Source organism: Pseudomonas sp. S12(2018) (assembly GCF_024355235.1).
GTDB classification, from domain to species: Bacteria; Pseudomonadota; Gammaproteobacteria; order Pseudomonadales; family Pseudomonadaceae; genus Aquipseudomonas; species Aquipseudomonas palmensis.
Window position 1 is genome coordinate 261,349 of record NZ_QLAD01000004.1, and the last position, 14,599, is coordinate 275,947.

Genomic DNA, 14,599 nt, shown 5'->3' on the forward strand with positions numbered 1-14,599 from the left:
CCCTTATACGTTCCTGGGCATCCAGCGTTCGAAGCCGGCCTCGAACTTGCGGAACACCATGCTGGAAACCAGGGTGATGACGTAATAGAACGCCGCGACCACCAGGTAGAACAGCAGGTAGTGCTTGGTGCTGGCCGCCGCCTGACGCCCGGCGGTCAGCAGTTCGCTGTAGCCCACCACGCTGATCAGCGCACTTTCCTTGACCAGCACCAGCCACAGGTTCGACAGGCCCGCGATGGCGAACGGCAACATGCACGGCAGGATGATCCGGCTCAACAGCTTTGCGCGCGACATGCCGTAGGCCCTGCCGGCCTCCACCAGCCCCGCAGGAATGGCCTCGACGGCGCCGCGAATCACCTCACCCGAGTAGGCGCCCTGGACAATCCCCAGCACCACGACCGCAGCCAGAAAACCGTTGATCTCGACACTGGGCCGGCCCATCGCGGCCATCGCCAGGTTCAGCAGGTCGGTGCCTGCGTAGTACAGCAGCAGGATCAGCAGCAGTTCCGGCACGGCGCGGTACAGCGTGGTGTAGCAGTTGGCACAGGCGACCATCCAGCGTGGCCCCCTGAGCTTGATCAACGCGACGAGCAGGCCGATGCACAGGCCCAGCGCGAAGGCCCCCAGGGAGATACCCAGGGTTTTCACCGCGCCCTGGGCCAGGGTTTGAATCCAGCCCTCGGCGAACAGCAGATTGGACATTTCAGAAATGGTCATACAGGCACCCGATCACCCGCGCAGGTTTCAACCGCCTCATTGGGCGGCTGTGACACTGGATTTGAAGTAGCGCGCACCAATGGCGTCGTAGGTGCCGTCTTCGCGCACGGCCTTGAGCGCCTGGTTCAGCTTCTCGCGCAGGGCATCGTCGCCCTTGCGCACCGCCGCGCCGATGCCCTTGCCGAACAGCGGGTCGGCCGGCGCGATGCCCTTGCCGGCCAGCATCGCGTTGTCGGGCAGTGCCAGCATCGGCTCCACCGAGATCTTGTCGGCCAGCATGATGTCGATGCGGCCGCTGCGCAGGTCGGCCAGCAGGTCGTCCTGGTCGTTGTAGTAGCGGATGGTCGAGCCTTTGCCGAAGTACTCCTTGACGTAGGCAGAATGGCTGGTCGAGCCCTGCACGCCGATGATCTTGCCCTTGAGCCCTTCCGGGGTAGGCGTCAGTTCCAGGGCGGCATCCCCGACCCACAGTGCGGGCGTCTCGATGTACGGGTCGCTGAAGTCCACCACCTGCTCGCGTTCGGGGGTGATGGACATCGAGTTCATGATGACGTCCACCTGCTTGGAGCGCAGCGCCGGAATCAGGCCGTCCCAGGCCATTCCCTTGAGCGAGCACTCGGCCTGCATGCGCTTGCACACTTCGCTGATCAGGTCAGGCTCGAAACCGCTCCACGCACCATTGCTGTTTCTGAAGGAAAACGGCGGGTAGGGTTCCTGGGAAATCGCGAACACCACCTTGTCCTGGGCGTGAGCGACATTGATCGCCCCGGCCAGCAGGAGCGAGTGCACGACAGCAACGAGTGTCTTTTTCATTTAACAGTCCTTATGCAGCTATTGTTTGGTTTTTGGCAGCGGACAATGCAGGGGCACGCCCCCGCGGATGAATAGTGTTGTTATGAGCGATTGTTCTGCGCCATCACGAACTGGCGGCACCGCTCGCTGTGCGGGTCGAGCATCACCTGTTGCGGTGGGCCCTGCTCTTCGATCTGGCCCTGATGCAGGTACACGACCTGGGTGGAGACATCCCGCGCGAACGCCATCTCGTGGGTCACCAGGATCATCGTGCGGCCCTCCTGCGCGATGTCGCGGATCACCTTCAACACGTCGCCCACCAGCTCCGGGTCCAGCGCCGAGGTAGGTTCGTCGAACAGCATCACCTTGGGCCGTACCGCCAGTGCCCGCGCGATGGCGACCCGTTGCTGCTGGCCACCGGACAGAAACGAGGGGTAGTCGTGGCGCTTGTGGGCCAGCCCGACCTTCTCCAGCAACTGCTCGGCATGCGCGATCGCGTCCTGGCGCTTCTCACCCAGTACATGCACCGGGGCCTCGATCACGTTCTCCAGCACGGTGCGATGCGGCCACAGGTTGAAGTTCTGGAACACCATGCTCAGGGTCGCACGAAGCCGCTCGACCTGGCGCAGGTCGGCGATCTCGCGCACCCCGCCACGCCCCTGCCTGAACCTGACTTCCTCGTCGTTCACGCGCAGGCTGCCGGCGTTGGGAATCTCCAGCAGGTTGATGCAGCGCAGCAAGGTGCTCTTGCCCGAGCCGCTGGAACCGATCAGGGACACCACGTCCCCCTCATGGGCACGCAGGGAGATCCCTTTGAGGACGTGATGGTCGCCGTAGCTCTTGTGCAGGTCATCGATGGCGACGACGGGGGTCGACTGCATGCTTGGCAGCCCTTTTTCGTGGATCATGCTTCGATGTCCCATTGTTGTTGATCAACCCGACCGGACAGCCCCGTCAGGCAGGCAGAAAGTCCGAGGCGTTCAGTTCGATGACGTGCGGCTCGCCGCTCTCCAGGCCTTGCAGCAGATCGCGCAACCCGTCCAGGCTGCCGGCGGTGTGGTACTGCACATGACAGGAGCGTGCGAAGGCCGCGAAGTCCGGCGTGAGGATGTCCACGCCCAGGGGCGCAATGTCGCGCGCCGTCATGTAGTCGCGAATTTCGCCGTAGCACTGGTTGTTCCACAGCACCAGGATGACCCCGATGCCGTGCTCGCGCGCCGCGATCAGTTCGGCGCTCGAGAACTGCAAACCACCATCGCCCACCAGCGCCACCACGGCACGTTCAGGCAGGGCAACCTTGGCACCGATGGCCGCCGGCAGGCCGTAGCCCAGCGTTCCGTACCCGGTACCGGCGTTGAACCAGGTGCACGGGGCCGGTGCGCGATAGCCCAGCGCGCCCTGGTACACCGGCTGCGTCGAATCGCCAACCAGGATCGGCGCCGGCAGGCTGTCGCGCAGCGTATCCAGCAGCGCCTGCATGGCCTGCTGCCTGCCGGTCCAGCTGCCGCGCTCGGCGGCATTGACCCGCGGCACGTTCAACGCGGCCCAGTCACTGTCTGCGGCCGCCCCGGGCAGCGCTGCGATCAGGGCCTGCAGCCCCAACCGTGCGTCGCCAAGCAGCCCGACGGCTGCGCGTTGCACGCCCAGGATCTGCATCGGGTCGATGTCCAGGCGAATCACCGGCACCTGCAGGGCCAGTGGCCCGAGGCCGAAGAAGTCGTAGTCGGTTTCGCCCAGCTCGGTGCCCACCGCCAGCACCACATCCGCCTGGGCAAAGAGTGCCCGGCCATGGGCGGACGATTGCACGCCATCGAGCAGCAGCGGGTGCGCAGGCGGCAGGATGCCGCGTGCATTGGTGGTCAGCGCAACGGGGGCCTGGAGACGCTCGGCCAGTGCCCGCAGTGCATCACTGGCACCGCGCGCGCCGCCGCCGGCGAGAATCAGCGGCCGCCGTGCCGCGCCCAGCAAGGCGGCGGCCTGCTGTACGGCCGCCTCGGCAGGCGCGCTGGCCAGCGGCAATGCGCGAGGGCTCAGGTCCAGGCCATCGGCCGGCATTTCCAGCACATCCAGCGGGATCTCGATATGAACCGGGCGCGGCCGGGCGCAACCGAACAGCGCGAAGGCACGGGCAATCACCTCCGGCAGTTCCTGCGGGCGCTGCAGGGTATGGCTGAAGGCACACACGCCGGCCACCATGGCGCGCTGGTCAGGCAGTTCGTGCAGGTAACCGTGCCCCAGCCGCTGGTGCTCGCGACGGCTGGTGGTGGAAATCACCAGCATCGGCACCGAGTCGGCGTAGGCCTGGCCCATGGCGGTCAGAATGTTGGTCATGCCGGGGCCTGTGATGATGAAGCACACCCCCGGCTTGCCACTGGCTCGGGCATAGCCGTCCGCCATGAACCCTGCGCCCTGCTCGTGGCGAGGGCTGACATGGCGAAGCCGGCTACCGTGCAATCCGCGATACAACTCAACAGTGTGCACGCCCGGAATACCGAACACGGTGTCCACACCATAACCTTCAAGCAGTTTGACGAGCGCCTGAGCACAACTAGTCATTGGGTCTTCTCCTGTTATTTTTACCAGACCGCCGAGGCATTTTTCAGTAGATGCTGGGCAACCACAATCGAATTAAATTTGGCTGATTGTTGATATCTGCTCACCACTCCTGCCCCCTCCGCACAGGCCAAAAGGCCACTACCACCCACATTGCTGAACCTGCCGGAGGCCGTCGCCAATTCCGCTTCACCCATGATGTGAATAAAGCTTGTCATTTGTGTGGACAACGCACGCCTGGAAGCCGGCCTCGAGCGCCTCGGGGGCCAGGGTGCCGCGCTTGCCGATGCACACGAGCCGGGTGTGGGGCGTTTCATCGCCCCAGGCGCGGTCGGGCAGGATCTCGCAGCGGCTACCGACCAGGTGCATGATGAACCGCTTGCCCGGCACTTCGGCGATGTGCAGCGTGCCCTTGGCCCGATAGATCGACGCCGGCAGTTGCGCCAGCGTCGCGCGCAGCGTGTCGAGCGCCATCGGTCTGTCGCTGGCGAAACTCCAGGACTCGAACACGCTGGCGTGATCTGCCGCGTGCCCGCCCATGCTCGGCGCTGAGGCCGCCTTGGCCGGCGTGAAGGACGCCAGCGGGTTGCCGCGCCCCACGCCCAGCACCAGCTCCAGCGGTACATCGCCATACTGGCATTCGAGCATTCGCGCCCGGGGGTACAGCCAGCGGCTCTTGAGCGCCTCGATCTGGCTGCGTTCGACCCGGTCCACCTTGTTCAGCACGATGATGTCCGCCACGTCCAGCTGGTCCATGGCCAACTGCGCCATCTCGCCCTCGAGCTGCCCGAACTGCTCGGTGTCCACCACCGTGATGATGCTGTCGATCGACAGCGCATCGCGAAACTGCGGGTACTTCAGCGTGCGGGCGATCTTGCCCGGGCTCGACACCCCGCTCGCCTCGATCAGAATGTACTCCGGGCGGTTCTGCCGGTCGCCGAGCAGGCGCCCCAGTTGCTCGATCAGGTCGCTTTCAACCGTGCAGCAGATGCAGCCGTTGGCCAGGCTGAGGGTGGTCTGGGTCTGGCTGACGATCAGCTCGCTGTCGATGTTGATCGCGCCAAAGTCATTGACCATCACCGCCATGCGCAAGCCGTGATCGCTGCCCAGGATCTTGTTGAGCAGGGTGGTCTTGCCGGAGCCGAGAAACCCCGACACCAGCGTCACCGGAATGGGAGACTGCTTGTTCATCAAAACGGCCCGCCTCAGAAGTTGGGGAGTTCACGGCGCCAGGTGGCCGCGTGGGTGCCGGCATCGAACTCGCCGTTGCGGTCCCAGGTGATTTCACCTTCGAGCACGGTGATCTGCACCTGGGTGTTGTGAATGTTGCCCTTGGGCTCCACCTCGAACAGGTTGCGATCGAGCACGATCAGGTCGGCGGACTTGCCCGTCTCGATGGAGCCGGCCTTGTCCTCGATACCCATGCACCACGCCCCGTTGATGGTCATCACGCGCATGGCCTGCTCCAGGCTGATGGGCGAGCCGTAGAAACTGCCCTGCTCCTCGCCGAACGGGTTCTGCCGGGTGACCATGGCCTCGAAGCCGACCCAGGGGTTGATGCTGGACACCGGCCAGTCGGTGCCCATCACCGCAACGCCGCCATGCTCGAACACGCCCTTGAAGTTGTAGGCGCGCTGCATGCGGTCCTCGCCGAACACGGCGCGGGCGTTGGCGAACGATGAAGGGAACCAGCCCACCGGGGAGAACTCGGCGGTGACGTTGAGCGCGGCAAAACGCGGCAGGTTGGCATCCAGCAAGGTGGTGCTGTGCGCGCACTGGTGGCGCACGCCGTCGGGCCCGTTCTTGGCCCGCGCCATGGCCACGGCATCGAGGAACAGGTCGGAGGCGCCGTCACCGGTGCAATGGGCGATGACCCGGATACCCCGGCGGTCCATGTCCACCACCATGTCGGTGATGTGCTCGGGGGTCAGGTTGAGGTGGCCGCGCCAGCGCTCCTCCCCCGGCCATGCGCTGGACAGGTACGACGAGCGCGATTCGTGGGTGCCGTCGAAGTGGAACTTGACCGCATTGGCGTTGAGCCGTGCGCTGCGATAGAAGTGACGCTCACCCGCCAGCAGCTCCCAGCGCCGCTTGACCGGGAAGATGTCGTCCTGCCAGCTGATCGCGGCCTCCACGCGCACCGACAGCTCGCCCGCCTGGTCGATGGCCTTGAGCGCATTGAGACGGTGCTCGCACACGTGCACATACTTGGTGCCCACCACCCCATGACCGCTCTGGAACCACACCCCTTCGCGGTAGGCACGCTTCAGGGCGTGTTGCGGCGTGGGCGGCATGGCGGCGTGCATCAGTGCATAGGCGCCGTCCACCAGGATGCCGGTCGGCTCGCCGGTGACGCTGTCGCGCTCGATGTAGCCGTGGCGCGGGTCGATGGTGTCGGCGTCGATCCCGGCGATCTCGAGCGCCCTGGAGTTGACCATCATGCAGCCCCAGGAGCGATCCAGGATCGCCACCGGGCGGTCCGGCAGCACGCTGTCCAGCCATTGGCGCGACGGCACCAGCCCGGCCTGCTTGAAGGTGTAGCGCACGAAGTACTGCCCATACACCCAGCCGTCGCCCGGGTGCTCGGCCGCATAGTCGAGAATGGCCTGGCGCACCTGCTCCGGGGTCGGATCGCTGACGCCGACTTCGAGGTAGCCGGAGTACCCGGGCGCAAGCTTGAGGTCCGGGTGGGTGTGCATGTCGTAGATACCCGGCATCACGAAACGGCCGTCCAGGTCCACCACCTGGGTGCGCGGGCCGACGAACGCCTTCGCCTCGTCGTTGCTGCCCACCGCGACGAAGCTGCCATTGCGAATGGCCACGGCTTCGGCCCAGGGGGCAGACTCATCGACCGTATAGATGCGGCCATTCAGAAACACCAGGTCGGCGGCGCCTTGGGGGCCGGGCACATGGCTGGAGCGGTAATCGGTCATCGCACTCATCGCAGGGAACACCTTTGCATGGCACCGCCGCGCGGTACCAGTCCAAGAAAACCAGGTTGGGTAAAAGGCGCCGCAGGCGCCGTCGCCGGTCGGCTATTCGTCGTCCCGGGCCGGAATCCACCACTCCTCGCCACGGGCGGTGCGGATGTATTCGGGCCAGCGGAAGTCATGCGGGACCTTGAAGTCCCGGGGCAGCAGCGGCGCCTGCCAGCGTGTGCCGCCAATGCCGCCGCCGGTACGCTCGGTGAATTCCTGGCGGGCGGCGGCCAGCAGCTCGGGCCGCGTGAGCAGGTCGATCAGGGTGGCACCGATGGTCTTGGCCGCCACCTGGATCATCGGGTCGATGGTCTGGCGGATGCCGCCCAGAGCATTGGGCACCCAGTCCGGGTAGGTGTAGCCAGGCGGTGCCGAGAGCATCGGGCGGGCCACCAGCAGGCGCACGGTCGGGCAATGCCAGGTGTATTCGGGGTAGTCGTCCGAGGTCAGGTGCTTTTGCCAGGCGGGCATCTGCTGGCGCAGCAGGCGCTCGCACTCCTGTGGGTCGATCAGGGTTTCGGTTTCGGGCAGAAACGGCCGGGCCATGGGTTCGAGCCCCAGGTTGCCCTGGATCTGCTGCGCGATGGCGATGGCCTCGTCGTCCCAGGTGGGGGCGCCGATGGCCTGCAGGTTGTCGTAGGTGGCCTGCGCCAGCACATGGTTGGGCAGCCCGCCACGGGACTTGCACACCCAGGTCTTGTTCCACTGGCAGCCGGTGGCCAGGGCGGCGGCGGCAGCGTTGTTGTCCATCACCTGGGAGATGGCCTCGGCCTGCTCGAGCGAGTCGCAGCGCGACAGGTACTGGATCTGCGCGATGTGCGGCGGCAGGTTGTCGGCCGTGGCCTGGCCGGCGGTGAGGATCGCCTCGTTGTAGCTCCACAGCCCGGTGAACGGCAACGTGGAGCGGCGCATGCTTTCGTTCAGGGTATAGAAGTGCACCAGCGCGTCGTTGGCCCCAGGCGCCCTGGCGGCCAGGTGGTTCTGCGGGATCGGGCTGTACTTGTCCGCTGCGATCCAGTCCTGGGGCGAATCGCAGGTGAAGGTATAGATGTAGGCGTAGGCGATGCCGCAGTGCGTATCCCAGGTAGTGGTGTTGTTCAGCGGCAGCATGTACGTGGGGTGGAAGCTGATGGCCGCGTCCAGGTCATCGTAATAGCCCTTGGCCGCGTGCACCGGCTTGGAGGCGCGCAGCTTTTCCGCCGGCTCGCCGAAGAATTTCAGCGTGCCCGCAAGGCCATGTTCGAGCATGGCGGCCTTGGCGGCCAGCAGGCCACCCAGGGCACTGATGCCCAGCGCCGAATGAGGGTCGGTATGCCCCGGGGCGAAACGCGACAGCCCTTCGCGCGGCTGGCGCCGGGTGGTCGCTGCCTGGTTGTTGCCCGGCACCGCGTCGTACTCCGCGTAGGTCGCCAGCACAGGGCCGTCGCCGTTGCGAAACGTGGCGCAGAAGGCGGTAGGCATGCCGCCGCTGCCCTCCTCCACCTCGAACCCTTGCCTGCGCAGCAGCTCGACGTACCAGGCGCAGGACTTGTACTCACGAAAGGCCGGCTCGGCATAGTGCCAGATCACCTGGTGCCAGTCGGACAGGGTCGTTTGCTGTTGGTCCACCCAGTTCTGGGCAAAGGCCTTGGGCTCGATCATGCAGGGCATTCCTTATTGGTATGTGACCCCGCTGAGCGGCTCGGACCCGCAGGGCCTGCCTAGTATTGTTGAACCAGAAAATACGACAATCGATTTATTTCGCCATTAATGTTTATATTTGCTCAACAATAAGTCAGTGGAGCGCCCCATGCGTCTACCCTCGATGCCCGCGTTACGTGCCCTGGAAGCGGTTGCCCGGTTGGGCAGCGTGACTGCCGCGGCGCTTGAGCTCAACCTCACCCGCAGCGCCATCAGCCACCAGATCACGGGCATGGAGGACACCCTCGGCTTTGCCCTGACCGAGCGCCAGGGCCGGGGTATCTCGCTGACGTTTCGCGGCGAACGCTACGCCCGGGAGATCCAGCGCCTGCTGGCCAACCTGGAGGATGCAGGCCGGCGGGTCGATGACCAGGAGGTGTATGGCAAGTTGACCATCAGTTGCAGCTCGGGGTTTTCCACCTACTGGCTGTGCCATCACATCGGCGGCTTCGTGAAGGAATACCCCCAGGTCCAGTTGCACATGGTCACACCGACCACGGCGGATGACGTGAGCAACCACAACGCCGACCTGTTCATCTCCTACGGTATCGGCGACTGGCCTGGCATGCAGGTGGAACAGATAGCGGCGCTGAACTACTTTCCGGTCTGCAGCCCGCGGCTGATCAACGCCCTGGGCGGGCTCAAGACCCCGCAGGACCTGGCCGCGTTCCCATTGCTGCACATGAGCGACTACAGCGACTGGCGGGTGTGGCAGGCGGCGGCGAACACCCCGGAGCTGAACGTGGCCACCGGCATCCTGTTTTCCGATGCACATTGCGCACAGGCGGCGTGCATCGCGGCCCAGGGCGTTGCCATGGGCGACAACCTGTTGTGTGGCGACTCCATGGCCAAGGGGCTGCTGGTGCGCCCCTTCGATATCGTCATCCACTCGCACCGCGGCTACTACCTGGTCACCGACCTGCAGAAGTGCGAGCGGCCCGCCGTGCGGGCCTTTACCAACTGGATCAAGAACCAGCTGCAGGCTTCGAGGCAGTCCTGGACGGCGCTCTAGGCCGTTGGCTCCGGCCTGCTGGCGCCGCCAGCCGCCGCCCTAGAAAATCCGCTCGCTCCTGGCGTAATGGGTCACCACCTCGATCAGTGCCTGGTGCGCAATCGCGTGATCGCACGTCGCCAGGGCCGCCTGCAGGCTGTTCATGTACTCGAGCAGCTGGCGCTGGTTGCGCAGGGCGAAGTCGTGCTCCAGCCCCTGATCCTCGTAGATGAGCACGTAGCTGCGGCAAAAGCCCGCGACCAGAAAGGCCGCGCCGGCCTGGAACGGCTCGTCACGGATGATGGCCTCACAGTCGGCGTTGGCCTGCTTGAACGAGTCGGTGCCCGGCAGCGCGGCGGCGAAGCGTTGCACCATTTCATGAAAATTCATCGTTGTTCGTACCTCTTGTTGCGCCACTAGGCAGGCGTGGCGCGGTTGAAGGAAAGTCGTTGCCCACGGACTGCACTGTTCACCGTGGCGCCGTCCCACACCCGTTCGCCATTGACGAACGTGGCGACGATGCTCGATGAGAACTCGGTACCGGCAAACGGCGTCCAGCCGCATTTGGACAGCACCTGGTCATTGCTCACCCGGTGCGGGCGCTGCGGGTCGACGAGCACCAGGTCGGCGGCGTAGCCCTCGCGCAGGTAGCCCCGGCCACTGACCTGGAACAGCTGCGCCGGTGCGTGGCTGACCACCTCGACCAGACGCTCCAGGCTCAGCTCCCCGCAGAAGACACGCTCCAGGGCGGCCTGCAGCGCGTACTGCACCAGCGGAATGCCTGACGGCGCCTTGGCGTAAGTGCTGCGCTTTTCTTCGAGCAGGTGCGGGGCATGGTCGGTCGCCAGCACGTCGAGCCGACCTTCGGCCAGCGCCTTGACGATGGCGTCGCGGTCACTGGCCGACTTGATCGCCGGGTTGCACTTGATCAGAAAGCCCAGCCGCTCGTAGTCGTGATCGGTGAAGTGCAGAAAGTGCACGCAGGTTTCGGCGGTGATGCGCTTGCCGCTGAGGGGGCCGGGCTCGAACAGCTGCAGCTCTTCTGCCGTGGAGATGTGCAGCACATGCAGGCGCGTGCCGTGCTTGCGCGCCAGCTCGATGGCCAGCCGAGTGGACCTGATGCACGCCTGGCGCGAACGGATCAGCGGGTGCTCGCGGGCCGGAATGTCCTCGCCAAAGCGCGCCCTGGCCTTTTCCAGCTCGGCATTGATCATGGGCGTGTCTTCGCAATGGGTGATGATCGGCACTGGCGAAACCCGGAAGATCTCGTTCAATACCTCGGGATCGTCCACCAGCATGTTGCCGGTCGAGGCCCCCATGAACACCTTCAGCCCTGGCGTACTGGCCGGGTCGATGGCGCGAATGGCGGCCAGGTTGTCGTTGCTTGCCCCCATGTAGAAGGCGTAGTTGACCGCGCTCGATGCGGCGGCGATGGCGTACTTGGCTTCAAGGCTGGCCCGATCGAGCGCGGGCGGGTTGGTGTTGGGCATCTCCATGAAACTGGTGATGCCGCCCGCTGCACAGGCCCGCGACTCGCTGGCGATGTCCGCCTTGTGGGTCAGGCCGGGCTCCCTGAAGTGCACCTGATCGTCGATCATTCCCGGCAGCAGCCACAGGCCGTGCGCCTCGATCACGCCCTCCCCGGCAAGCGGCTGCAGGGCCTGCCCGATACAGTCGATGCGGCCCTCGCGCAGCCGCACATCGGCCGCCCAGGTGCGGCCTTCGTTGACCAGGGTCGCGTTGCGGATCAGCCAGGCATTGCGGGGTACGCTCATGGTGTCAGCTCCAGTGTCGTGTGATAGAGCACCTCGGTGGCCACCAGAAAGTCGTCCAGGGCCATGGCCTCGTGGGGGTTGTGCGAGCCGTGCTGGTTGCGGATGAACAGCATGGCGCTGGGGATGCCGACGTTGGCGAAAACCGCAGCGTCATGGCCGGCCCCGCTGGGGGTGAGCACGCCCTGCCAGCCTTGTTGGCGGGCCTGGCGCACCAGCGCCTCGACCCAGGGGGCGTGCATGGCCGCCGGGGCCGTGTCGATACGCAGGTCGAACTCGAAGCGAACCTGGCGGGCCTGCTCGATGGCCTGTGCCTCGTGCAGCGCAACCGCGTGAAAGGCCTCGAGCGTGGCCATGTCGAGGCTGCGCATCTCGAGGCTGAAGCTGACCTCGCCGGGAATACGCGAGACGGCATGGTGCGCCGCGTTGGTCCCCAGTGTGCCGACGGTAACCACCAGGTCTCGCCCGACCGCGAGGTACTCGCGCCAGCATTGGTCGATGCGGGCCACCAGCTCGCTCACGGCAAACACGGCGTCGTGGCGGTCCTCCCGAGCCACGGCGCCCGAATGGCCATCTTCGCCCAGGCAGCGAACCTGGTTATGGCGCAGGTTGCCGCGGATGCCGGGCACGATCCCCACGGCCTGCCCCATGCGCTCCAGCGACTGCGCCTGCTCGATATGCACTTCCAGATAGCCGGCAAACTGGGTGCGATCGACCAGCCACTGCCGACGGCCAATCGCTGCCAGGTCGGCGCCCACGGCCTGCATGGCCTGGCCCAGGGTGCGCTGGCTGAAGCGGTTGGTCAGCTGCAGGTCGTGCTCGCTCAACCCGCCGACCAGCGCACGCGAACCGATGTACGACTTGCCGTACCAGGCGCTCTCCTCGCCACGCAGCCCGATGACCCGCACCGGCTGCGCCGTGGCAACGCCCTCGCGGTCGAGCCGGCACAGGCACAGCAGGCCCGCCACAACGCCGGCCAGGCCGTCGTAGTTGCCGCCCTGGGGCACCGAGTCCAGGTGCGAGCCGTACCACAGTGCGGGCTGGCCATTGTCGCTCTTGCGCGTGAAGATCACGTTGCCCGCACGGTCGGTTGCCACCTCCAGCCCCTGGGTCAAGGCGAAGTCGCTCAGGCAGGCGATGGCGTCACTCTCGCCGGGGCCGTAGCTTTCGCGGGTAATCCCCTCCTGGGCATCGCGTGACAAGGCGGCGATGGTGTCGAACAGTCTGGCGGCCTGTTCAGGCCATTGCGCGATCATGGCAAGGCTCCAAACGGCTCGGCGGGCAAATCGTCGAGGGCGCCGATCAGGGTGCTGATCGAGGCAACGCCCTTGCGCCGGCAGTAGGCCTCCAGTTCAGACACCATGGTGTTCATGGTTTTCGGGTGCAGGAAGGTGGCCGTACCCACTTGCACCGCCGAGGCGCCGGCATAGATGAACTCCAGCGCATCGTCGGCCGTGGCAATGCCACCACAGCCAATCACCGGAATTTCCAGCGCCTGGGCGCATTGATAGGTCAGGCGAACCATCAGCGGGCGGATGGCGGCGCCGGATATGCCGCCCATGAAGTTGCCCAGCCGCGCGCGGCCTCGCTCGATGTCCACCGACAACCCGAGCAGCGTGTTGCCCACCACGACGGCATCGGCCCCGGCCTCCTGTGCAGCCAGGGCAACCGGCACCACCTCGCCGGCATTGGGGGTCAGCTTGACCCACAGCGGCAACGAGGTGACCTGGCGCATCAGCTCCACCACGTCGCGGGTACTTTCAGCCTGCATGCCGAACGACTGGCCATGCGCTTCCAGGTTGGGGCACGAGATATTGGCCTCGATGCCGGCCACGCCTGGCACATCGCTCAGCCGCGCCGCCAGGTCGGCAAAGCCCTGGGCCGTGGGCGCCGAAATGCTCACGATCAACGGCGCGTCGTAGTCGCGGTAGAACGGCACCACCTTGTCGATGAACAGCTGCGCGCCTTTGCTGGGAATGCCGATGGCATTCATCATCCCGTCGTTCAGCTCGCAGACCCGCGGCATCGGGTTACCGCTGCGCTTTTCGGTGGTGATGGTCTTGGTCACCAGTGCACCCAGCTGGTTGAAGTCCAGCAGGTGGGCAAGCTCTTCGGCAAAGGTGCCCGATGCCGGCATCACCGGGTTCTTCAGGCGCAACCCGCCGACCTGTACGCTCAGATTGATCATCACACCACCTCCGCCAGGTCGAATACAGGGCCTTCGAGGCATACCCGCTTGCCCACCCTGAGCCCGTCCACCTCGAACACCTCGACGCAGCACTGGCACATGCCCAGGCCGCACACCATCTGTTGCTCCAGCGCTACCTGGCCCACCAGGCCGAGCTCGGCGCTCAGCTTCTTCAGCAACTGGGTCAGCCGCCTGGAGCCACACGTGAACAGCGCATCGGTGCGTTCACGGGCGATGATCTGGCGCAGCAGCGGTTCGAGCCGTTCGGGCGAGCTGCTGCCATCCTCATCCAGCACCACCCGCACGTCGGCCCCCAGCGAGGCGAAGCGCTCGCGCGAAAGCAGGCTCTTCTCGCTGCGGGCACTCAGCACTGCGGTCAGGCGGATGCCCAGCCGATGCGCCGCTTCGGCCAGCGGCGCCAGGGTGGCCAGCCCCACACCCCGGGCCACGATGATCATGTGCTGCCACCCCGGCTGCAGGTCGAAGCCCTTGCCCAGCGGGCCTAGGATCTCCACGGTCTGCGCCTGGCCAAGCGTCTCCAGGCCATAGGTGCCCTTGCCGGTCACCTTGTACAGAAACTCCACCTGGCCCGTGGCCGGGTCGGCCTTGTAGGTGCTCATGGGGCGACGGAAGTACGGCTTGTGCTCGCCTTCACTCGGGCACAGCAGGTTGAAGAACTGCCCCGGAAGCGACTGGCTGGCGGCGCCGTCGGCCTGTAGCACCAGGCGCTTGTATTCATCGTTGACCCATTGGTTGGAAATCACGACCGCCAAGGTGTCGTCTGGGGGAGTCAGGGCACTCGCCTGGCAGCAGCCGGAAATCACGTTCATTGAGGTGGCCTCGCATTTGTCTAATTTTTTATACAGCACGGTCAAAAGTAGATGCCGCCTCAGTGATGAAGCGGCAGATGAAGCGGTGTTTCAGCGAT

The 14,599-nt window shown here is 65.6% G+C and carries 12 protein-coding genes and 1 pseudogene; 1 reads left to right on the plus strand and 12 read right to left on the minus strand.

Translation table 11 applies throughout. The annotated features are described in order from the left end of the window. Window positions 1-3 precede the first annotated feature (3 nt). The 7 genes and pseudogenes from DN388_RS11500 to DN388_RS11530 form a co-directional block, all read right to left on the minus strand. Window positions 4-717 carry an ABC transporter permease gene (locus DN388_RS11500; protein ID WP_043864005.1) on the minus strand — a complete coding sequence of 238 codons (714 nt, stop codon included), beginning with the start codon at window positions 715-717 and terminating at the stop codon, window positions 4-6. Window positions 718-753: 36 nt separating this feature from the next. Further along, window positions 754-1,530, minus strand: a complete 777-nt coding sequence (locus tag DN388_RS11505) for a transporter substrate-binding domain-containing protein (RefSeq protein WP_054914377.1) — start codon at window positions 1,528-1,530, stop codon at window positions 754-756. An 80-nt stretch (window positions 1,531-1,610) separates the two neighbouring features. Continuing rightward, a pseudogene (locus DN388_RS11510) lies at window positions 1,611-2,375 on the minus strand (ABC transporter ATP-binding protein); the annotation flags it as partial. An 88-nt stretch (window positions 2,376-2,463) separates the two neighbouring features. Then, window positions 2,464-4,065, minus strand: a complete 1,602-nt coding sequence (locus DN388_RS11515) for a 5-guanidino-2-oxopentanoate decarboxylase (protein ID WP_043864007.1) — start codon at window positions 4,063-4,065, stop codon at window positions 2,464-2,466. Window positions 4,066-4,251: 186 nt separating this feature from the next. Continuing rightward, entirely contained in the window at window positions 4,252-5,253 is a 1,002-nt protein-coding gene (locus DN388_RS11520) for a GTP-binding protein (RefSeq protein ID WP_088514445.1), read from the minus strand. A 14-nt stretch (window positions 5,254-5,267) separates the two neighbouring features. Further along, window positions 5,268-7,004: an amidohydrolase gene (locus tag DN388_RS11525; RefSeq protein ID WP_254999878.1), complete on the minus strand. Its 1,737-nt coding sequence runs from the start codon at window positions 7,002-7,004 to the stop codon at window positions 5,268-5,270. Between the two features lie 93 nt (window positions 7,005-7,097). Further along, window positions 7,098-8,681 (minus strand): amidohydrolase, encoded by a 1,584-nt coding sequence (locus DN388_RS11530; RefSeq protein WP_210014135.1) that lies wholly within the window; start codon window positions 8,679-8,681, stop codon window positions 7,098-7,100. A 148-nt stretch (window positions 8,682-8,829) separates the two neighbouring features. Here DN388_RS11530 and DN388_RS11535 point away from each other — a divergent pair, with 148 nt between their 5' ends. Then, window positions 8,830-9,732 (plus strand): LysR substrate-binding domain-containing protein, encoded by a 903-nt coding sequence (locus DN388_RS11535; protein ID WP_058540305.1) that lies wholly within the window; start codon window positions 8,830-8,832, stop codon window positions 9,730-9,732. A gap of 39 nt (window positions 9,733-9,771) precedes the next feature. Here the strand turns inward: DN388_RS11535 and DN388_RS11540 are convergent, their stop codons facing one another. From DN388_RS11540 to DN388_RS11560, 5 genes are read right to left on the minus strand one after another with little or no spacing between them, the layout of a single operon-like run. Beyond that, window positions 9,772-10,101, minus strand: coding sequence for a hypothetical protein (locus DN388_RS11540; RefSeq protein ID WP_078481115.1), 330 nt, complete (start codon window positions 10,099-10,101; stop codon window positions 9,772-9,774). A gap of 26 nt (window positions 10,102-10,127) precedes the next feature. Next, window positions 10,128-11,486 (minus strand): dihydroorotase, encoded by a 1,359-nt coding sequence (locus DN388_RS11545; protein ID WP_123753119.1) that lies wholly within the window; start codon window positions 11,484-11,486, stop codon window positions 10,128-10,130. Beyond that, window positions 11,483-12,739 (minus strand): Zn-dependent hydrolase, encoded by a 1,257-nt coding sequence (locus DN388_RS11550; protein ID WP_254999881.1) that lies wholly within the window; start codon window positions 12,737-12,739, stop codon window positions 11,483-11,485. The genes DN388_RS11545 and DN388_RS11550 overlap by 4 nt, the downstream gene beginning before the upstream one ends. Continuing rightward, window positions 12,736-13,671 (minus strand): dihydroorotate dehydrogenase, encoded by a 936-nt coding sequence (locus tag DN388_RS11555; RefSeq protein ID WP_043864015.1) that lies wholly within the window; start codon window positions 13,669-13,671, stop codon window positions 12,736-12,738. The genes DN388_RS11550 and DN388_RS11555 overlap by 4 nt, the downstream gene beginning before the upstream one ends. After that, the gene (locus DN388_RS11560) at window positions 13,671-14,501 is read right to left on the minus strand and encodes a dihydroorotate dehydrogenase electron transfer subunit (protein ID WP_254999882.1); all 831 of its coding nucleotides are present in this window, start codon (window positions 14,499-14,501) and stop codon (window positions 13,671-13,673) included. The genes DN388_RS11555 and DN388_RS11560 overlap by 1 nt, the downstream gene beginning before the upstream one ends. Window positions 14,502-14,599: the final 98 nt, after the last annotated feature.